Genomic DNA, 20354 nt, shown 5'->3' on the forward strand with positions numbered 1-20354 from the left:
ACGCCTTGGCGGATCACGGCGGAATAGTCCGGGGTGAGGCCATGCGCCCGGGCGATGGGGGTGATGCTGCCGAGAGCGCGCAGCTCTTCGACGCTGCGGCTTTGGTCCAGCACACCCTGCTCCCAGGCGTAATCCGGCAGGTAGCCGTTGGCCAGCACCCGCCAGTCCAGCGGTACTTCTGCGGCGAAAGTGCGGATCAGCGCCATCACCACGGTCGTGCAATTGGTGGTGAGCGAATTGTACCACTGCGGCTGCGCGGCAAGGCTGTTGGCGGCCGCCACATAACGCAGCAGCAGGGCGCGGCCGGTGTCGGGGCTGACGCCGATGCGGAACAGCTGCACGTCTTCGCCGCGGGCGTTGGTGCGGGTGCCGACCAGGTCGCGCTCATCCGCGGCGATCAGCACCAGGGTGTTGGATTTGAAAAGGTCGGCAACGGGGGAGAAGCCGCCGCCCTCCTGGCGGCGCACCTCGACCGACCAGGCGATCTGCCCGCCGTTTTCAAAGCCGAAGCTGACGATCATATGCGCCATCTGCGGCCCTGCCCAGTAGGACATGAACAGGTCCACGGTCTGGAGCGCAGTCAGGTCGTAGCTGCGGGTTTCCCAGTTCACCGTGTAGTCTTCAGGCGTTTCCCAGGTAAAGTTGCGGACATCGGTGAGGGTGAGGATATCGCCCTCCACTTCGCCGGTGACCTGGCGGGCAACATCGGGGGACCAGTTGCCGCCCTCGGGCGGGGTGAGGGTGGACCACCACAGGATCACCGCAGCGAGCGCCAGGGCAAATGTGGTGAGCGCACGCAAGGCGCGTCGGCGGAACAGCCCGGCCATGACGGCCAGGCCCAGCAGGGCAAACCCGCCCGACAGGGCGGCGCGCGGCAATGTGCCGAAGGGCAGCCGGTACCACAGCGCCAGCGCTGCCCAGGCAGTGGCCAGCGCCACGGCGAGGATGGCAACGGCCAGCGCGGCGGTTTTGAAGAATTTGAACATGCGCATGGTCCCCCGGAAAATTTTGGCGGACCATAAGGAGGACGGCGGGGGGCTTGCAAGCAGGCTGTGCTGCCGCTTGCAGGGCAGGCAAAGCCGTGCCACATCTTGAGGAAAAGGACAGGAGACCAAAGACATGCCCGCCACATCGTTTCTCGACACCGCCCAAGGCCGCCGGATTGCCTATCACAAGAGCGAAGGGCAGGGGCCGTGCGTGGTGTTTCTGGGCGGGCTGAAATCCGACATGGAGGGCACCAAGGCGGTGCATCTGGAGGCCTGGGCCAAGGCGCGCGGCCAGGCGTTTTTGCGGTTTGACTACTCGGGCCATGGCGAAAGCTCCGGCACATTCGAGGAAGGCTGCATCGGGGATTGGCATGAGGACACGTTGGCGGCGGTGGAGCAGCTGACCGAGGGCGAGATCGTGCCGGTGGGCTCCTCGATGGGCGGCTGGCAGGCGCTTTTGCTGGCGCGCGAGATGCCGGAACGGATCAAGGGGATGGTGACCATCGCCGCGGCGCCGGATTTCACCGAGGATGGCTATTGGGCGAATTTCTCTGCGGAGCAGAAAGCGGAGCTGGAGAGCAACGGCTATGTGGAGCTGCCGAGCGACTACATGGAGCCCTACCACATCTCCAAGCGGATGATCGAAGACGGGCGCAAGCGGCTGGTGCTGCGCACGCCCCTGTTCCTGCCGTTCAAGGTGCGCTGCCTGCAGGGGACTGCGGACACAGCGGTTTCGACCCATACTGCGCTGCGGCTGCTGGAGCACGCCACCTGCCCGGACATGCGGCTGAACCTTGTGAAAGACGCCGATCACCGGTTTTCGGACGGGCCTTGCCTGAAAATGATCGAAGATGCGGTGCTGGACATTCTGGGCGAGGGCTGACGCCGCGCCATCGTCCCGGTCAGCGCCGGTCAGCGCCGGTCAGGCTGGTCCGGCCGAGGGTGGGCTTTTGCCGCCCGGTCAGCGCGGGCAGCGGCATTTTTGGACGCAGTTTGAAACGCGGGGGAAAGATGGATCAAAGAATAAGCCTGATAACGCTGGGCGTCCCGGACATGGAGAAAGCCGCAGCTTTCTATGAGGCGTTGGGCTGGCAGCGGGCAGACAGCCCGGACGGGGTGATCGCCTTTGACCTGATCTCGCAGACCTTGGGGCTGTACCCGCTGGCGGCGCTGGCGGCCGATATTGGTTTGGAGGAGCGGGAGCTGGGCACCGGTGCCATGACGCTGAGCCACAACACCCGCAGCAAGGAAGCGGTAGCAGAGCTGATGGCGGCCGCAGAAGCCGCAGGCGCCAAGGTTCTGAAGCCGGCGCAGGATGTGTTCTGGGGCGGCCATCACGGCTATTTCCGCAGCCCGGACGGGCATATCTGGGAGATCGCCTTCAACCCGTTTTCCCCGCTGGCGGAGAATGGCGCCTTTCGCTGGAACGGTTATTGAGCGTGGCGCGGCGGCGGCAGCGGTCGGGCAAATCGCTGGCGGCGGGAGGTTTTTGTTGATCCCCTGGCCGGCTATCCGCAAAGTCGGAACAACGGGTGGCAGGCAAACCGCGAGGGCAGGATATGCCTCAAGACCAGCAACCGAGCCGCGAACCTTTGGTTCTGCTGCCGGGGATGATGTGCGACGGCCGGATCTTTGACACTCAGATCAGGACCTTTTCCGGCAGCATGCCGGTGATGGTGCTGCCGCTGGCAGGCGGCGACACGGTGGAGAAGATTGCCGCCCGGATGCTGAGCCACCTGCCGCCGCGCTTTGCGCTGGCGGGGCTGTCGATGGGCGGGATCCTGGCGATGGAGCTGGTGCGCCGGGCGCCGGAGCGGATCAGCCGGTTGTGCCTGATGGGGGCGAGCCCGCTGGCGGAGACGCCGGAGCAGGCCGCCGACCGGGAGCCGCAGATCATCGCGGCGCGGGCCGGGCGGCTGGAGGATGTCCTGCGCGCGGCGCTGCCGATGGAGGCGCTGGCGCCGGGGCCTTTGCGGCTGGAGGTGCATAACCTGTTTTGCCACATGGGGATGGAACTGGGGCCGGAGCTGTATGTGGCGCAGGCGCGCGCCCTGCAGCGGCGGCCCGACCAGCAGGCCACGATGCGGCGGGTGCACATGCCAACGTTGGTGCTGTCGGGGGAGCATGACACCATCGTGCCGCCGGCCAAGCAGGAGCTGCTGGCACAGCTGATCCCGCACGCGCGTCTGGAGGTCATCCCGGAGGCCGGGCATTTCCCGGTGCTGGAGGCGCCCGATGCGGTGAACCGGGCGCTTCTGCACTGGCTGGCGGTACCTGCCTAAGGATACAGCGCCGCGCGCTGCGCTTTGCTGAGCAATTCGGGCTCGGCCACCGGTTTGCCGGTTTCCGCATCAAAGAATGGCGTCTCTTTCCAGCGGCCCGACAGGCGGGCGGTGATCATCCGGCTGAGGATGCCCCAGGCCATGACACCGCCGCCTTTGGTCCGGGACTGTTTGCCCGGGACAGGGAGGAAGGCCTGGGCGCGGATCTTGCCAAGCGCGGATTTGTCCTCGAACACATCAGAGCGCATCCCGGCAAAGGGCAGGCCGGGCTTGGCCAGCGTATTGGCAAACGGCGTGCCGCAGCAGGCGGCGTACCAGCGCAAAGGGCCGCGGCGGCCGAGGCGGATCGCCTTCAGCTGCTCTGCCCCTTGGGTGATGGTGATGGTATCGGGCGACAGCTGGAACAAATCGACCGGATCCGGGGCCGGATCCGGCTGGCCGTGATACAGCTCATTGGCGCGGCAGTCGGCGCAGTAGCAGACAACGCGGGTGCCGGTCTTGACACCCGCTGCTGAAACTTCGCCGCGCAAGGTCCCGCAATTGCAGGAGAATGCCAGGCCGGCAACCATCCCGTCAGGCGGCCGTGTTCTTGTTGGCCGGCTTGCGGGCCGGTTTGCTGCGACCGTTGGCGTTCATGAAGTCGATCACCAGCGGCCGGATGTTGTCGCGCCAGCTGCGGCCCGCAAAGATGCCGTAGTGGCCAGCGCCCGGCTCCACATGACTGGCCTTCTTGCTTTCCGGCAGGCCGGTGCAAAGGTCCAGCGCCGCGACGCATTGCCCGGGGGCGGAGATATCGTCCTTGGCGCCTTCGACGGTCTTGACCGCCACATCGGTGATCTTGCTGAAATCGACTTTGTGGCCGTTGACGGTAAAGTCGTTCCGGGCGATCTCGCGCTTCTTGAAGATCCGCTCCACCGTCGACAGGTAGAATTCAGCGGTCATGTCCATCACCGCCAGGTATTCATCATAGAAACGGTTGTGGGCATCGTGGTCCGAGGCCTCCCCGCGGGAGACACGCTGGATCTGGTCCATGAAGGCCTTGGTATGGCGCTCGCCATTCATCGACATGAAGGAGGAGAGCTGCAGCAGGCCGGGATAGACCTTGCGCCCGACGCCCGGGTATTTGAACCCGACCTGCTGGATCATGGTCTCCTCCAGCTGGCCCATGGTGACGCGGCGGCCGAAGTCGGTGACCTCCGTCGGGGTGGCGTCCGGGTCCACCGGGCCGCCGATCAGGGTCAGCGAGGAAGGCTGCGCCTTGGGCTCGCGCTCCGCCAGGTATGCGGTGGCGGCCAGCGTCAGCGGCACCGGCTGGCAGACCGCGACGACATGGGTGTCGGGGCCGAGCTCGCGCATGAAATCGACGAGGTAGAGCGTGTAATCCTCAATATCGAATTTCCCCGCGGAAACAGGGATGTCGCGGGCGTTGTGCCAGTCCGTCACATAGACTTCGCAGTTGACGATCAAGCTTTTGACGGTGGACCGCAGGAGGGTGGCGTAATGGCCGGACATTGGCGCGACCAGCAGCACCTTGCGCGGCTGTTCCTCGCGGCCGTTGACCTTGAAATGGATCAGGTCGCCAAAGGGGCGTTCCACCACGGTGGTGATATCGACCAAGTGGTCCTTGCCGTCTTCGCAGGTGAAGGTGCGGATGCCCCAGTCGGGTTTCACCACCATCCGCTGGTAAGTGCGTTCGGTCACCTCGCCCCACGCGGCCATCCAGCTGAGCGCGGGATTTGGCAAGGCGGAAAAGACCGGGTAAGATGCCATGGAGAGGGCGGTGGCGCCCAGCCATTGGTTGGTGTTCCGGACGGTCTCCATCAGGTCGTAGGTCATCATGTATCGCATGCGCGTCTCCTTACGGGCTCTGTCCCCGCGTCATCGGACCAGAAAATCCGGAACATCGGACCAATCGCCGCTTTGCCCTGCCTTTTGCAGACGAGTATTCTGCATAGCAGAAAGCCTATGAGGGATTCCTTTATATGACAACTAGTGACGAAGTATCCGCAACGTCCAATTCTGAGAGCTTTGAAAAACTTAAGGAAAATATGAGCCGCGTCGAGGAGTTGAGCAAGCGCCTGGCCGAGGTGATGTCCCGGAAAGTGCCGCATAACCCGGCTCTGGACGGTCCGAATCAAGAACTTTATGCGCGTGCAGCAACCGCCTATTGGACGGAGGCGATGCAGAATCCTGCCAAGCTTTTGGAGCATCAGCTCGAATTCTGGAGTAAATCTGTGCTGAATTTCGCCGAGGCGCAGAAAGCTCTGACCGGACAATTGGACAGCACAGATGACGGCGGCCCCAAGGACCGCCGTTTTTCGAATCCGCTGTGGCAAAGCAGCCCGTACTTCAACTATGTCAAACAGCAGTACCTGACCAACGCCGAAGCGATCCGCAAGGCGGTGCAGAGTGCCGGCGAGATGGATGGCAAGGACAGGCAGCGGCTGAGCTACTTTGCCGATCAGATCATCGAGATGATGTCGCCGACCAATTTCCTGCCCACCAATCCGGATGCGCTGGAGAAGGCGGTGGAAACCGAAGGCCAGTCGCTGGTCGACGGGCTGGAGAACCTGGTCAGCGACCTGGAGGCCAACAATGGCGAGCTGGTGGTGCGGCTGGCAGATGAGAGCGCGTTTGAGCTGGGCGGAAATATCGCCACCACGCCGGGCGACGTGATCTACCGCAACCGGATGATGGAGCTGATCCAGTACAAGCCGGTGACCGAAACCGTGCATGAAACCCCCATCGTGCTGTTCCCGCCCTGGATTAACAAATTTTACATCCTCGACCTCAAGGCGCAGAACAGCCTGATCAAATGGGTGACTGAGCAAGGCTACACGCTGTTCGTGGTGTCCTGGGTCAACGCCGATGCCAGCCTCGCCGATGTCGGGATGGAGGATTACATTCAGGAGGGCTTCCTGACCGCGATCGAAAAGGCCAAGGAGGTCTGCAGGGTCGATCAGGTCAATGCAGTGGGCTACTGCATCGCCGGCACCACGCTGGGGCTGACCCTGTCGCTGCTGAAACAGCGCGGCGACAAATCGGTGAAATCGGCAACATTTTTCACCACCTTGACCGATTTCGGCGAGCAGGGCGAGTTCACCCCCTTCCTGCAGGACGATTTCGTCGACGGTATTGAGGCGCAGGTGGAGCAGGAGGGGCTGCTGCGGTCGTGGGTGATCGCGCGGACCATGTCGTTCCTGCGCTCCAAGGACCTGATCTATGGTCCGGCTGTCAAAAGCTACATGATGGGCGAAACGCCGCCCGCCTTTGATCTGCTTTATTGGAACGGCGACGGCGCCAACCTGCCGGGTCGGATGGCGATCCAGTATCTGCGGGGGCTGTGCCAGAACAATGAATTCGTCGGCGAGGGGTTCGAGCTGATGGGCCACAAGCTGCATATCAAGGACGTGGATGTGCCGCTGATGTCGATCACCTGCGAAACCGACCACATCGCCCGCTGGAAGGACTGCTACCGCGGCGTGCAGCAGATGGGGTCGCGCAGCAAAGGCTTTATCGTGTCGCAGTCCGGCCATATCGCGGGCATCGTCAACCCGCCCAGCAAGAAGAAGTACGGCCATTACACCAACGACGACCTGAAGGGCGACAGCGAGGCCTGGATGGAAGGCGCGGAGTTCCACGAGGGCTCGTGGTGGCCGCGCTGGAATGACTGGCTGAAAAAGCGGTCCGGCAAGCAGGTTCCCGCCCGCGAGGTCGGGGATTCGGGATACCCCTCTTTGATGCCGGCGCCGGGGTCCTATGTGAAGGTCAAGGCAAACAGTTGATTCCACGGGATTTACAAACTTTTTCTGCACCGCAGCATAAAAAACCTTGAAATGCTGCGGTGCGGCACGCATATTCCTCTCATGCTAAGAGCGCAGGATGGTCCTGCTGCAGCTTTCTGAGGAATTAGAACTATGGCAAAGACCCAAGACTTCACCGCGATGATGAAAGACTTCATGGGCGCCTTCCCGGTCGACACCAAGGCGATGGAAGACGTGTTCAAGAACACCGCAGCCCTGAACGAAAAGCTGTCCGCCGTTGCGCTGGACGCTGCCGGCAAATCCGCCGAGATCTCGAACAAGTGGACCAAAGAAACCATCTCCAAGCTGGGCGATGTTTCCAAGGTCAAGGCAGAGCCGGCCGACTACGCCAAGGCCGCAACCGATTTCGCTTCCGCTTCCGCTGAAGTGGCTGCTGAAAACATGGCTGCCTTTGCTGAAGTGGCCAAGAAGGTTCAGATGGACACCGTCGAGCTGATGATGGCCGCTGGCAAGGACATGACCGAAGAAGCAACCGCTGCCGTGAAAAAGGCCACTGACGAAGTGACCACCGCAGCGAAAAAAGCTTCGGCAACCGCCAAGTAAGCACGTCCGCGATCCGGCCCTCGCTCTCCTCCCTGACGGAGCCGGACCGTGAAGAAGGGCAGGCCGCAAGGCCTGTCCTTTTGCGTTTCAGGGGGGGTTATTCAGGCAATCCGGCCTGGCGCAGGCCTTCGCAGTAATGCTCCAGGTCCTGTGCCCGGGCAAAGGGCAGCGTCTTGCTGAGGCGGGCAACCGAGAATCCGGGCTCCAGGTCCAGAACGCGCCCGCATTCCCGCGCTGCAGCGGGCCGGTTCCCCAGCTGGGCATAGCAGGCGGCCAGATGGCGGTGCGGGACCGGGAACCCCGGGAACAGCTCAATCGCCTTGGTGACCTCGGAAACAGCCGGATCATAGGCCCGGCACATGTACAGGGCGAGCCCCCGGAACCAGTGGAAATATGTCGGGTGGAACGGATTCAGGGCCGTGGCCTGGTCCAGTTCCGCCAGTGCCTTTTCCGGCCTGCCCTGATAGATCAGGGACAGCCCGCGGAAAGCCATGGTATCGGTGTCGTTGGGGTTCAGCATCAAGGCGCGCTGAAAGTGGTCCTCTGCCAGTGTGAAGTTTCCCTTGCACAGATGCATCACGGCAAGCCTGCGCTGCGCAACGCTGTCGAGCGGGTCGATGCGGGCGGCATGGCGCAGCAGCGGAAAGGCCTTGTCCAAGGTCAATTCCGCTGACACGGCCCAGCCGCTCATCCACTCCACCAAATAAGTCAGCGCCAGCCCGGAATAGGCCGCTGCATTGCCGAAGTCGGCATCGCAGGCTTGCTGGTACAGTGTCCTGCACTGTGTGAGCCTGCCGCGGGAATCCAAGATGAGGGACCTGGCTTGCATTACCAGTTCCCGCCCCGTCGGCGTGCCGCGTTTGGCCGCGCGCATGGCTGATTTTTGGCTTGCAACGGACTGAAGCTGCGTCGCGAGGGTCTGGGTGATCTGAGCGGCCAGCGCATCCTGCTGTGAAAAATCGGTGCAGTCTTCCCGGTCATAGCGGCCGCTCCACAGGGACAGGCCGCTGGCGCCATCTGAAAGTGTGACAGTGACACGCAGCTTCCCGGGCAGCTGCCGGACGCTTCCTTCAGCCAGAAACCGCACGCCCAGCTCGGCTGCCGCCACTGAGGGGCTGGCTTTGCTGCCGGCGAACTGCAGCGCCGCATTGCGGGACACAACGCGCAGCGCGCGGTACCGGGACAGCCCGATCGTTATGTCCTCAGTTAGCGTTTGCGCCATGTCTTCGGCTTCGGTGCTGGCCGGAGAGGCGCTGGCAAAGGGAAGCACGGCCACCGATGCCTCCGGCGAGGGGCCTTCAGGATCCAGGGCAGGCAGGGAGTTGCCAGCGATGCGGTAGATGCGCACCGGTTCGGCAATGTTGCGGACCTGCTGCAGACCCAAGTCGTCGAATGCAGCGCCGACCCTGCCGCGGACCTGTTCATGCACGGTGCCGGAGAGGCAGATTTCTCCCGGCGCAGCGAGGCTTTGCAGGCGGGAGGCAACATTCACGCAATTGCCCAGCAGGTCATCGTCCGACGGGAACACCGTGCCTGAGTGGATGCCCATCCTCAGTCTGAGGCTCAGCCCGCGGGGGCCGTTGCGGCTGGCTGCTGCCTTGCCGGAAATAGCCATTGCCGCCTTCACAGCTGGCACCGCGGAGCGAAACTCCATCAGGAAACCGTCACCCACTGTTTTGACAACCCGTCCGCCGTGCTCCCCGGCAGCCGGGGCGATGATGCGGTTGCCAAGATCGCGGACCGCCGCAATGGTTTCGGCTTCCTGCGCCTCAACCAATGCGGAATACCCCGCAACGTCTGCGATCAGAACGGCGGCTTGTCTTTGCCTGTCCCCTTGGTCAGCCATCTTCCCCGCTACCATGCACTCAAAGACCTGACATTAATTGTATCACATTGAGAATCTTTTGCTGCTCTTTAGATGCAGAAAATGAAGATTCTGGCGCAGCCTGATCCGCTTCAGCGTCAAAAATGAGCAGTGCGGAAGCTGGAGTGCTGCACTTTCCAGCCGGTCAGACGGCGCAGCCTGCCGGACGCCATCTGCTGATCCAGTGCCGGCCCCTCGGCCCAAGCGCCGTATTTGATCAGTACATGTTTCAGGCTGCGCACCACATAGCTGGCATCATGCCCGTGGCGGCGGGCGATTTCACCAGTGATTTCCGAAACGGGAACGCCGGTTTCGGCACTGGCATTGAAATGGCCGGTGAGCTGCGGCCGCTCCAGCAGAAGCCGGTAGGCCCGGGCCAGGTCCGCCCGGTGGATCAGCGGCCAGCGGGTGGTGATGCTGCCCCAGATCTCGAACGGTTGGCCGTCGCGGGCGGCCTCCAGATAGCGGGAGAAGGCGCCGCCGCCCTCGTGGTAGACCATCGCCGGGTGCACGACCGCGGCAGAGAGGGCAGGGGACGCCAGCACCTTTTGGCTGTTTTCCTGCATCCAGGCAAAGGGTTTGATCGGCCGCATCGGGCTGGCCTCATCCGCAACCCGGCTGCCGGTGGCGCCATAAAGCCAGCAGCCGCCGGTGTAGAGCAGCCGCAGCGGCTCAGGGCGCAGGGCCGCCTGGCGCAGGATGGCGGTAACGGCGGCGGTGTCGGCCTGCGCCATGCCGTCGTCGAAGGTGGCGGCCAGCTGGATCAGCGCATCAGTGCCGATAACCTCCCCGACCCAGCTGCCGGGGCGGCGCAGATCGCCGCGCAGGGGGCGGGCGCCCATTGCCTCCAGATTGCGGTCCGAGGCCGCCGAGCGGCTGAGGCCGGTGACATGATGGCCGTTGCGGACCAGTTCGTGGGTGACGGCAGTGCCGATGGACCCGGTGCCGCCGAGAATCAGAATTTTCATTTCCTGTGCGCTCCTGCTGCGGTTTGTGCTGCAGGACAGATCTGTAAAAGCTCAAGCCAGGTTCAGGTCAAGGGTTGATACGGCAGGCTGCCGGCGGCCCTTGCGGGAACAAATGTTGCGGAAACTGCGCTGAGGCTTCCCTTTTGTTCTGCAGTGGCATAGGCTTTGCTGCGATGCGTCATGACCGGGGAGGGAGCACATGGCAGAACAGGACAAACCCTTGCTGATCAAACGGTATGCCAGCCGCAGGCTGTATAATACCGAGACCAGCGATTACGTCACGCTGGAGGATATCGCGGGGTTTATCCGGGATGGCCGCGAGGTGCAGATCGTCGATCTGAAAACTGGCGATGACCTGACCCGCCAATACCTGCTGCAGATCATCGCGGAGCATGAAAGCCGCGGGGAAAACGTGCTGCCGGTGAATGTGCTCAACGATCTGGTGCGCAGCTACATGGTGCCCGGCGGCGGGGTGATGCCGCAATTCCTGCAGACCTCATTCGACATGCTGCGCGAAAGCCAGTCGAAGATGATGGAGAACATGAACGCGATGAACCCGATGGCGAAGATACCAGGGTTCGAGGCGGTGAAAGCGCAGCAGGAGGCGTTCCTGAAGGCGATGACCAGCGGCTTTGGCACGGCGGGCTGGACCGGCGGCGCGCGCGATGAGGAGAAATCCGACGGCGGCGGCGAGGATCTGGATGACATCAAAAAGCAGCTGGCGGAGCTGCAGGAAAAGCTGTCCAAGATGAAGTGAGCCTGAGCGGTTCGCACTGACAGCAAAGCCCCCGGTCCAGTTTGGCGGGGGCTTATTTCTTGCGCGGTCTGGCGGGGCGGATCAGGAGCCGGCTTCGACCTTCAGCACGTTGTGCAGCCGGTGATACGGGGCGTTCTTTACGATCTGATCGAGATCCTTTGCCTCAGGAGCGGGGCGCGCGCGCAGGAACAGATAGGCGCTGGCGCCAAAAGACAGGGCGCAGGCGCCGATGATCGTGCTGACGATGACAGTCTCAAGTCCCATGGCTTCAAACATGTGTTTCTCCGGTTGCACTGTCAATATAGGGGAGGAATGCTGAAAATTCCATATCACTTCCCGTCCGGCCCGATTTTGCCAGCTTCCAAAACGTGGCGGGCCAGGGAGTCGGCGCTGTCGCGTGCCTGTGCGTGGCGGCGCATGTTCACCCGTCCGCCGATTCTGGAGGCGGTGGCAAAGACAAAGCCCGAGAACGACAGAAGGGTGAGGCCGAAGGCCAGCCCGCCAGTCACCGTGCCGGCAATCGCCGCACCAAAGCTCGCCAGCAGCGCGCCGGCTGCCAGCCGCTGCGCCCATTGGCCGATGACCTGATCTGCATCGCGGGCTTGGGCTTCTGTCTCTGCCGCTTCGGTGGCAAAGGCGGTCAGCAGGTCGGCCACGGCAAGACCGCAGTCCGGGTCATTCGATGCGCGGATAGCGGCAAGCAGGGCGGCCCGTTCAGCCCGGTCTGAGATAACCGCGCTGATGATCCGGGTCAGGTCGCCCTTGGGGAGGGAATCCCCCATGCTCAGAGAGTTGGCCATGGCAACCAGCGCGGTGGCCGGGCGCCGCTTGAATTCGGACGGGGCTTTCATGGGTGGCAAGGTGAAGGGCACAAGCCTGGATTGCAATCATGAATAACCCCGGCGCAGGGCCGGGGCTTCAATTGTCAGGTCCTGGCTGAGTCTCAGGCGGCGGCCTTGCCCATGGTTTCTTCGACCGCCCCCAGCAGGATGTCCGCGATCACGTCCAGTTCAGCGCGGGTCAGGCGCACCGGCAGGCGCACGTCGCAAGCCTTCATCAGCATGGCGCGGGTCTGCGGCAGCTCGGGCAGGTCGCGCAGGAACTGCCAGTTCCAGAAGGCGCGGGCGTTGTCGGTGGACAGGCCAAAGACCTGCACCTTGACGCCCTTGGCCTCTGCGGTGGCGGCAAAGGTGCGGGTCTGGTCTCCGCTCAGGCCCACCAGGTTGAACTGGATCGAATCCGGTGCGCGGTGTTCCGGGCCCAGCGGCTGGGGCACGTCAAAGAAGCGGGAGGCGTTCAGCCGCTCCGCCACGTAATCGTGGTTGGCGAGGCCATCCCGCACCCGGCGCGCCAGCTCCGGCAGCTGCGGGCGGATCACGGCGGCGGACAGGTTGCTCATCCGCAGATTATAAAGCGGCAGCTGGTTCTGCCACTTTGAAAAAGCTTGCGCCAGATCCGGGGTGTTTTCGCCGTGCGGGCCCTTGTGCTTTTTCCAGTTGTGCTCATAGGCGCCTGACATGATCACAGCGCGGGCAATCAGGTCGGCGTCGTCAGTGATCAGGATGCCGCCTTCGCCTGCGTTGACCATCTTGTAGGACTGGAAGGAGAAGCAGCCGACCTTGCCGATGGTGCCGATGTTCCGCCCGTTCCAAGTGGTGCCCAGCGAATGGGCCGCGTCCTCGACCACCGGGATGCCGCGGGCGTCGCACAGCGCCATGATCGCATCCATGTCGGAGGTATGGCCGCGCATGTGGCTGATGATCACCGCCTGCACGCCGTCCAGCTTGGACTCGAAATCGCCCAGGTCGATGCGGTAATTCTCGCCCACTTCACACAGCACCGGCACGCAGTCGGCATGCACGACCGAGGACGGCACGGCGGCAAAGGTGAAGGCGGGGATTAGCACGCGCGCATCGCGGGGAAGGCCAAGCGCCTTCAGCGACAGGAACAAGGCTGCGGAGCAGGAGGAGACCGCAAGCGCGTATTTGCTGCCCAGCAGTTCTGCATATTCCTGTTCCAGCAGCGTGACCGGCGCGTCCTGGGGCGCGGTGTAGCGGAAGAGATCGCCGGATTGCATCAGGGTGTCGATGGCCTCGCGGGCGGCTGCGGGAATGGGTTCAGCGTCATGAACGTTGGGCGGCAGGGCCATATTTCAAAATCCTGAATTGTTTCTTCAGGAAACGTAAAACTAACTTTGACCGGTGCCAAGAGGGGACGCGGCGAAATCTGCCGCGCCCGGCAAAAATTCACAGAACTGTTGCGAAGTTGCGCGGAAACCGGCCCAAGGTCTGGGGGTCAGACCCCCAGCCGGTCGCGCAGGGCAAACCAGGTCATCGCCAGCACCAGCAGCGGCGAGCGCATCCGCGGCCCGCCGGGGAAGCGCGGAGCAGGCACGCGCGCCATGGTGTCAAACCCCTCTGCCTGCCCCTGGACGGCCTGAGCCATCAGCTGGCCCGCATGGGTGGCAGTGCCGACCCCATGGCCGGAATAGCCGGAGGCGGTCAGCACATTGGGCGCCAGCCGCGCCAGGTAGGGCATACGCTTCATGGTGATGCCCAGGGTGCCGCCCCAGGCGTAGTCGATCTTCACATCTTTCAGGTGCGGGAAGATCTCCGTCATCGGCTTGCGCACGGTGGCGGCGATATCGGAGGGGAAGCGGTAGCCATAGCTTTCGCCGCCGCCGAACAGCAGCCGTTTGTCATGGCTGAGGCGGAAGTAGTTGACCACGAACTTGGTGTCCGCCACGGCAACGTCGCGGGCCAGCACCCGGGCGGCGTCCTCGCCCAGCGGCTCAGTCGCCACGACGAAATTGTTGATCGGCATGACCCGCGCAGCCACCTGGCCGTTCAGTCCGCCAAGATAGCCGTTGCAAGCCAGGATCAGGTGATCGGCGGTGACGCTGCCGCTTGCGGTGCGCACGCGCAGCTTTACGCCTTTCTCAATATCCAGAACCTCGCTGCCCTCATGGAGCCGGGCCCCGGCGGCAGCGGCCGCGCGGGCCAGGCTGAAGACATAATTCAAGGGATGCAGATGGGCTGCGCCATGATCCAGGATGCCGCCCTTATAGGCGGGCGAGGGGCACATGGCCCAGCAGGCGTCCTTGCCGAGCAGCTCAATGCTGCTGTAGCCGTACCGGTCCTGCAAGTGGCGGCCATAGTCGTGCAGCTCCGACGCTTCCTTTTCAGAGAAGGCGGTCCAGGCGACGCCCGGCTTCAGGTGGCAGTCCTGGCCGTGGCGGGCGATCAGCGATTTGACCAGGTCCTTGGCGTCCTCGCCCAGCTGCCAGAGCTTTTGCGCCTCCGGCCCGCCCATCAGCGCCTCCAGCCCCTCCTGATCCATCCGCTGGCCGCTGCCCAGCTGGCCGCCGTTGCGGCCTGAGGCGCCAAAGCCGACGCGCTGCGCTTCCAGCAGCACAACGGACATCCCCGCCTCGGCCAGATGCAGCGCAGCCGACAGGCCGGTATAGCCGCCGCCGACGATACAGACATCCGCCTTCACCTCCCCTTCAAGGGCGGGAAACCGCTCCATCGGAATGGCGGTTGCCGCATACCAGCTGTTTGGATACTCGCCCTTGCGGTCATTGGAATAGAGCAGGTTCATCCCCATCGCGCACCTCATCAGACGCAGGCCCGCCATCAGGGCGCCCGCGCTTCATCTTTCCGTAAATACTCAATTGCACGGGCGCTGCACCGGGGCGCAGCGCCGGAGTTTCTAGACGTTCATCAGCAGATGCTCGCGCTCCCAGGGTGAGATCACCTGCAGGAATTCCTCATACTCGGTGCGTTTCACGATGGAATACACACGGGCGAATTCCGGTCCCAGAACCTCGTGCAGCTCGGTGGCCTCGTCGAACAGGTCCAGCGCCTGGCCCATGACCTGCGGGATATCGCCTTCGCCCTCATAGGCGTCGCCCTTGAACTGCTTGCGCGGGCGCTCCTCCTTGATCAGGCCGAGGTAGCCGCAGGCCAGCGACAGGGCGATGCCCAGATAGGGGTTGCAGTCCATGCCGGCGATGCGGTTCTCCACCCGCCGCGCCTCTGGCCCCGACAGCGGGATGCGGATGCCGGTGGTGCGGTTGTCGCGCGCCCATTCCAGATTGATCGGCGCGGCGTGGTCCTTCACATACCGGCGGTAGGAGTTCACATAGGGCGCCATCACCGCCAGGCCCGCGGGCAGGTGGTTCTGCAGCCCGGCGATGAAGTGATAGAACGCATCCGTCTCGCCGCCTTGCGGGCCGGAGAAGATGTTCTCGCCGGTTTCCACATCCAGGATCGAATGGTGGATGTGCATGGCAGAGCCCGGCTCATTTTCGATCGGTTTGGCCATGAAAGTGGCAAAGCAGTCATGCCGCAGCGCCGCCTCGCGGATCAGCCGCTTGAAGTAGAACACCTCATCCGCCAGCTTGACCGGGTCGCCGTGGCGCAGGTTGATTTCCAGCTGCCCGGCGCCGCCTTCCTGGGTGATGCCGTCAATCTCGAACCCCTGATGCTCCGCAAAGTCGTAGATGTCGTCGATGACGGGACCGAACTCGTCCACCGCGGTCATCGAGTAGGCCTGGCGCGCTGCCGCCGGGCGGCCGGAGCGGCCCATCATCGGCTCGATCTCTTTGGCCGGGTCGATGTTGCGGGCAACCAGGAAGAATTCCATTTCCGGCGCCACAACCGGCTTCCAGCCTTTGTCGCGGTAGAGCTGCACCACGCGCTTCAGCACGTTTCGCGGGCTGAAGGGGACCGGCTGGTCGTTCCGGTCATAGGCGTCATGGATCACCTGCAGGGTCCAGTCGCCGGTCCAGGGCGCGGCGGTGGCCGTGGACATGTCCGGCTTCAGGGTCATGTCCTTTTCGATCCAGCCGTCCTCGTCCGCGGCATCGGCCCAGTCCCCGGTGATGGTCTGGTAGAAGATGCTGTCCGGCAGATGGAAATAATCGGTCTTTGCAAATTTCGATGCCGGTACCGCCTTGCCACGGGCGATACCGGGAAGGTCCGAGATAACGCATTCAACTTCGTCGAGACGACGGCCCTCCAGATAGGTTTTTGCTGCTTCGGGAAGGGCGTCGAGCCAAGCTGACATTAGGTCCTCTCTTTCCTGTAAAACTCTGCGAGGATGGTTGCGATGTTTTGATTGTCCACGGGGGCGTCCAGATCGGCGGCGGCGCGGTCAAGCAGATCGTCCGGCACCACGCCGCGGCCGCGCTTTTCAATCAGGCCGCCAACAAAGGGGCTGGGGAATTCGGGGTGCGGCTGCCAGGAGATGATGTGGTCGCCATAGGCCAGGATGCCATTGCGGCAGAAATCATTGCCGCCCAGCACCTGCGCGCCCTCGGGCAGCTCCACCACCTGATCCTGGTGCCAGGCGTTCAGGGTCAGCGGACCGCTGTGCGTCTGGTAGGTGACGCGGCCCACAGCCCAGCCGCCCTCGAACTTGGCGACCTTGCCGCCAAGCGCCTGGGCGATGATCTGATGGCCAAAGCAGATGCCGGCCAGCGGCTGCTTGCTGGCATGAATGGCGCGGATCAGTTCCTCCAGCGGCGGGATCCAGGCGTGAACCTCGTAGGCGCCGTGCTTGGACCCGGTAATCAGCCAGCCGTCGGCGTCCTGCGGGCCGTCCGGGAAGATGCCGTCCACCACGGCCCAAGTCTGAAACTGGAACCCCTTGCCGTCCAGCATGTCGCGGAACATGCCGTCATAATCGCCGAACGGTTCATACAGGTCTTCGGGGGAGTGGCCGGTTTGCAGGATGCCGATTTTCATAAGTCACCAGTTAGAAGGAGTTCGCTGCGCGGGACGGTAGCCCGCCGCCGGGACGGCGGGCAAGTGGCCGTCAGGTCAGACCGTATCCAGGTAGATCTCCACCCGTTCTTCCGGGGTGAGTTCTTCCATGTAATGCAGCTCCTGGCGCTTGGTCAGCACCATGTTGCGGATCATCTCGGCTGAGAAGAACTGCGGGATGATCTCGGAGTTTTCGAACGCGTCAATGGCGCTTTGCCAGGTGTTCGGCACCTGCGGCAGGTCCAGCGCATAGGCATTGCCGGTGATCGGCTCCGAGGGCTCGATCTTGTTTTCGATGCCATATAGCGCGGCGCCAAGGATGGCGGTCAGCATCAGATAGGGGTTCACGTCGCCGCCGGCAAAGCGGTGCTCGATCCGGCGCGCTTTGGGGCTGCCGGAGGGCACGCGGATGGCGGCGGTGCGGTTTTCATAGGCCCAGCAGATGCCGGTGGGGGCGTGGGCGCCCGGCACCATCCGGTCATAGCTGTTGCCGTGCGGCGCAAAGACCAGGGTGGAATCGCCCATTGCCTTCAGGCAGCCGCCGACAGCGTGGCGCATCGCATCGGTGCCCTTGGGGCCGCCGTCGTCAAAAATGTTGTTGCCGTCCTGGTCCAGCACCGAAAAATGCGTGTGCAGGCCGTTGCCGGCGTAATCTTCGTACGGTTTGGCCATGAAGCTGGCAGCAAAGCCGTGGCGGCGGGCCAGGCCCTTGACCAGCATCTTGAACAGCCAGGCGTCATCGGCGGCGCGCAGCGCGTCGGGGCCATGCATCAGGTTGATCTCAAACTGGCCCAGGCCCGCCTCGGAAATCGCGGTGTCGGCGGGGATGTCCATATCCTCGCAGGCGTCATAGAGGTCGGTGAAGAAGGTGTCGAACTGGTCCAGCGCCCGGATCGACATGGTCTCCGCCGCCTTGCGGCGCTTGCCGGACCGCGGCGAGGTCGGCACCTGCAGGTTCTTGCCACTGTCGTCGATCAGAAAGAACTCCAGTTCGACCGCGACCACCGGGGTCAGCCCCAGCGCCTTGTAGCGGTCGACCACCGCGCGCAACGCATGGCGCGGGTCGCCGTCATAGGGGCGGCCGTCTTCGCGGTACATCCAGATCGGCAGCAGCGCGGAGTGCGATTCCAGCCAGGGCATCGGCACAAAGCCGCGCTCAGTCGGCTTCAGCACGCCGTCGGCGTCGCCGCTTTCAAACACCAGCGGGCTGTCATCAATATCCTCGCCCCAGATGTCCAGGTTGAGAACCGACAGCGGAAAGCGGGTGCCTTCCTCGACAGCCTTGTCGGCAAAGCGGGCAGGGACGCGCTTGCCCCGGGCCTGACCGTTGATGTCCGCCGCCGCAACGCGGATGGTGCGCACATGCGGGTTTTTCCTGAGCCAGTTCTTCATCCAATCACCTGACGGTTTCGGGGGTGCCGCCGGCCGCCAGCGCACCCGGACGGTGCGCAGCAGGGCCGGGGCAGCTTATCACCCCTGGTCCATATTTTTGATCATAATCCGGCGCAGCCTGTAGTTTGCCTATGAACTCGCACGATTCTGCTGTCAGACACCCAAGCTTTGAATTTGATCAAATAATGGATACTACCGGATCAGATTAGGACGCAAGCGAAATTTTTTGCGCCGTTCCTGGGGCAGGTGCTTGTTCAGGTGTTTGTTCACGGTGCCGAAGATGGCGATGATCACCAGGGTCAGCAGGATGAAGTAGAACGCCAGGATCGGATAGGGAACGAAGGGGTTGAAGGTCTTGTCCGCGAAATAGCTGGCGTAATAGAGCGCATCGCCCTGCTGCCGCCAGGCCGGAAAGCCGGTGAAGAACACCAGCGTGGTGGCGTGGAACAAGAAGATCGCCTCGTTGGTGTAGGCGGGCCAAGCCAGCCGCAGCATGGTCGGGAAGGTGATGCGGCGGAACCGGGTCCAGCCGGACATGCCATAGGCATCCGCCGCCTCGATATCGCCCTTGGGGATCGACAGCAGCGCGCCATAGAAGATCTCCCCCGAATAGGCGGCGGTGTTGCAGAACAGCACGATCAGCGCGCCCAGCCAGGCCGAGGTGAACGGGTCGAAGAAGCTGGAAACGCTCTTGAGGCTGAGGAAGCAGGCATAGGCAAAAAAGAACTGAATGAACAGCGGGCTGCCGCGGAACACAAAGATGAACCACTCCGCCGGTTTGCGCCACAGCGGGTTGGGGCTGGACTTGCCCACCGCCAGCGCCACCGCCAGAAAAAAGCCGGTCATCAACGCCAGCGCGCCGAAGTAGACATTCCAGATCAGGCCGGAGCCGATCAGGGTGAAATGCTCGCACAGGGTATATTCGCCACGCGGCAGCAGCCGTTCGCCAAACCCCAGGGAGCGGAAGGCATAGGCCTGGATGGTTTCAACGCAACTCATGCCGCTGCCTTTCTTTGTGCTTCGCCGCCGGCGGTGGCCTGGCCTTTGGTCAGCCGCTTCATGGTCCGGTCCAGAACCACTTCGGACACTTTGGTGAAGCAGAGATAGAACACCAGCAGCGCGGCAAAGTACCAGACGTGCCAGTTCGGATGCGGGTATTCCGTGAAGCGCGCGGTCTTGGTGCCGCCCAGCTCGCGCGCCCAGTAAACGATGTCCTCGACCCCCAGCAGGAACAGCAGCGGTGTGGCCTTGATCAGCACCATCCACAGGTTCGAAAGGCCGGGCAGCGCATAGACCCACATCTGCGGCACCAGAATGCGCCAGAACGCCTGGCGGGTGGTCATGCCATAGGCCTCGGCAGTTTCGATCTGGGCGCGCGGAACGGCCCGCATCGCGCCGTAAAGGACATTGGCGGCAAAGGCCCCGAACACGATCGAGAAGGTCAGAACCGCCAGGAAGAAGCCGTAGGTCTCATGCATCCACTGCGGGGAAGTCGACAGCGGCAGCTTGGCCTCGTCGCAAACCACAAAGTCGATGCCCTGACGGATCGGCTGATCCCAATCCGGGCATTTCACCTTGTGGCGCATCCATTCGAACGCCTGGTCCAGTGCGATGACGAAAAACAGGAAGAAGGCAATATCCGGCACGCCCCGCACGATGCTGGTATAACCCTTGCCGAACCAGCGCAGCGGCAGGAACTTGGAGCGGGCAGCGCTGGCGGCGCCAAATCCGAACAGCAGCGCAACCGGGGCGGTGATGGCCAGCAGGACCAGAACCACGACGACCGAGATATAGAGGTTCAAATGCTTGCCCGTGGTCAGGTAGCAGCTGAGCCAGCTCAGCCCCTCAAGCGTGGATGGGTCCGTGCAATAGGAAAACATGTTGGTGCCTGTCTTTCTCCGGCCGTGCCCGGCAGCATGCCTGCCGGAAGAGAATGAATGAGGCCCGCGCGCCGCGGCGGCGGGCCTGCA

General features: G+C 63.3%; 20 protein-coding genes. 6 read left to right on the forward strand and 14 right to left on the reverse strand.

From position 1 onward, the window contains the following. Positions 1–986, reverse strand: a 986-nt coding sequence (locus ACTRWG_RS13340) for an Lnb N-terminal periplasmic domain-containing protein (protein WP_462829429.1), incomplete at its 3' end; no start/stop codon positions are given. A 133-nt stretch (positions 987–1119) separates the two neighbouring features. Here ACTRWG_RS13340 and ACTRWG_RS13345 point away from each other — a divergent pair. The 3 genes from ACTRWG_RS13345 (at position 1120) to ACTRWG_RS13355 (ending at position 3268) form a co-directional block, all read left to right on the forward strand. After that, positions 1120–1869 (forward strand): alpha/beta hydrolase, encoded by a 750-nt coding sequence (locus ACTRWG_RS13345; RefSeq protein ID WP_027238092.1) that lies wholly within the window; start codon positions 1120–1122, stop codon positions 1867–1869. A gap of 128 nt (positions 1870–1997) precedes the next feature. Then, positions 1998–2423 (forward strand): VOC family protein, encoded by a 426-nt coding sequence (locus ACTRWG_RS13350; protein ID WP_260031408.1) that lies wholly within the window; start codon positions 1998–2000, stop codon positions 2421–2423. A 122-nt stretch (positions 2424–2545) separates the two neighbouring features. Beyond that, positions 2546–3268 (forward strand): alpha/beta fold hydrolase, encoded by a 723-nt coding sequence (locus ACTRWG_RS13355; RefSeq protein ID WP_027238091.1) that lies wholly within the window; start codon positions 2546–2548, stop codon positions 3266–3268. Here ACTRWG_RS13355 and ACTRWG_RS13360 read toward each other — a convergent pair. Beyond that, the gene (locus ACTRWG_RS13360; RefSeq protein ID WP_027238090.1) at positions 3265–3837 is read right to left on the reverse strand and encodes a DUF6151 family protein; all 573 of its coding nucleotides are present in this window, start codon (positions 3835–3837) and stop codon (positions 3265–3267) included. The two genes, ACTRWG_RS13355 and ACTRWG_RS13360, sit on opposite strands and share 4 nt — an antisense overlap. A gap of 4 nt (positions 3838–3841) precedes the next feature. After that, on the reverse strand, positions 3842–5116 hold the full coding sequence (phaZ, locus tag ACTRWG_RS13365) for a polyhydroxyalkanoate depolymerase (protein WP_027238089.1): 1275 nt from the start codon (positions 5114–5116) through the stop codon (positions 3842–3844). Between the two features lie 134 nt (positions 5117–5250). Here phaZ and ACTRWG_RS13370 point away from each other — a divergent pair, with 134 nt between their 5' ends. Further along, complete coding sequence (locus ACTRWG_RS13370) at positions 5251–7053, forward strand: PHA/PHB synthase family protein (protein WP_462829432.1); 1803 nt, start codon at positions 5251–5253, stop codon at positions 7051–7053. 132 nt (positions 7054–7185) lie between these two features. Beyond that, the gene (locus tag ACTRWG_RS13375; protein ID WP_027238087.1) at positions 7186–7635 is read left to right on the forward strand and encodes a phasin, PhaP; all 450 of its coding nucleotides are present in this window, start codon (positions 7186–7188) and stop codon (positions 7633–7635) included. Positions 7636–7732: 97 nt separating this feature from the next. Here ACTRWG_RS13375 and ACTRWG_RS13380 read toward each other — a convergent pair whose 3' ends face one another. Then, the gene (locus ACTRWG_RS13380; protein ID WP_462829434.1) at positions 7733–9481 is read right to left on the reverse strand and encodes an adenylate/guanylate cyclase domain-containing protein; all 1749 of its coding nucleotides are present in this window, start codon (positions 9479–9481) and stop codon (positions 7733–7735) included. A gap of 116 nt (positions 9482–9597) precedes the next feature. Next, positions 9598–10467: an NAD-dependent epimerase/dehydratase family protein gene (locus ACTRWG_RS13385; protein WP_027238085.1), complete on the reverse strand. Its 870-nt coding sequence runs from the start codon at positions 10465–10467 to the stop codon at positions 9598–9600. Positions 10468–10666: 199 nt separating this feature from the next. On the opposite strand from ACTRWG_RS13385, the gene phaR reads away from it, so the two are divergent. Further along, positions 10667–11224, forward strand: coding sequence for a polyhydroxyalkanoate synthesis repressor PhaR (gene phaR, locus ACTRWG_RS13390; protein ID WP_027238084.1), 558 nt, complete (start codon positions 10667–10669; stop codon positions 11222–11224). Positions 11225–11305: 81 nt separating this feature from the next. Here the strand turns inward: phaR and ACTRWG_RS13395 are convergent, their stop codons facing one another. The 9 genes from ACTRWG_RS13395 to ACTRWG_RS13435 form a co-directional block, all read right to left on the reverse strand. Beyond that, positions 11306–11500 (reverse strand): hypothetical protein, encoded by a 195-nt coding sequence (locus ACTRWG_RS13395; protein ID WP_027238083.1) that lies wholly within the window; start codon positions 11498–11500, stop codon positions 11306–11308. A 53-nt stretch (positions 11501–11553) separates the two neighbouring features. Further along, positions 11554–12075, reverse strand: a complete 522-nt coding sequence (locus tag ACTRWG_RS13400) for a hypothetical protein (RefSeq protein WP_036798025.1) — start codon at positions 12073–12075, stop codon at positions 11554–11556. Between the two features lie 92 nt (positions 12076–12167). Continuing rightward, positions 12168–13373 carry a DegT/DnrJ/EryC1/StrS family aminotransferase gene (locus ACTRWG_RS13405; protein ID WP_462829436.1) on the reverse strand — a complete coding sequence of 402 codons (1206 nt, stop codon included), beginning with the start codon at positions 13371–13373 and terminating at the stop codon, positions 12168–12170. A gap of 146 nt (positions 13374–13519) precedes the next feature. Continuing rightward, complete coding sequence (locus tag ACTRWG_RS13410; protein ID WP_027238080.1) at positions 13520–14830, reverse strand: NAD(P)/FAD-dependent oxidoreductase; 1311 nt, start codon at positions 14828–14830, stop codon at positions 13520–13522. A 105-nt stretch (positions 14831–14935) separates the two neighbouring features. After that, positions 14936–16294 (reverse strand): glutamine synthetase family protein, encoded by a 1359-nt coding sequence (locus tag ACTRWG_RS13415; RefSeq protein WP_027238079.1) that lies wholly within the window; start codon positions 16292–16294, stop codon positions 14936–14938. After that, the gene (locus tag ACTRWG_RS13420; protein ID WP_462829437.1) at positions 16294–16974 is read right to left on the reverse strand and encodes a type 1 glutamine amidotransferase; all 681 of its coding nucleotides are present in this window, start codon (positions 16972–16974) and stop codon (positions 16294–16296) included. The genes ACTRWG_RS13415 and ACTRWG_RS13420 overlap by 1 nt, the downstream gene beginning before the upstream one ends. 75 nt (positions 16975–17049) lie before the next feature. Beyond that, positions 17050–18384, reverse strand: a complete 1335-nt coding sequence (locus ACTRWG_RS13425) for a glutamine synthetase family protein (protein WP_027238077.1) — start codon at positions 18382–18384, stop codon at positions 17050–17052. 192 nt (positions 18385–18576) lie between these two features. Continuing rightward, positions 18577–19383, reverse strand: coding sequence for an ABC transporter permease (locus ACTRWG_RS13430; RefSeq protein ID WP_462829438.1), 807 nt, complete (start codon positions 19381–19383; stop codon positions 18577–18579). Next, positions 19380–20264 carry an ABC transporter permease gene (locus ACTRWG_RS13435; protein ID WP_462829439.1) on the reverse strand — a complete coding sequence of 295 codons (885 nt, stop codon included), beginning with the start codon at positions 20262–20264 and terminating at the stop codon, positions 19380–19382. Before ACTRWG_RS13435 ends, ACTRWG_RS13430 begins: the two co-directional genes overlap by 4 nt. Positions 20265–20354 lie beyond the last annotated feature (90 nt).

Source organism: Leisingera sp. G5_S3_59_S7, from assembly GCF_054968485.1.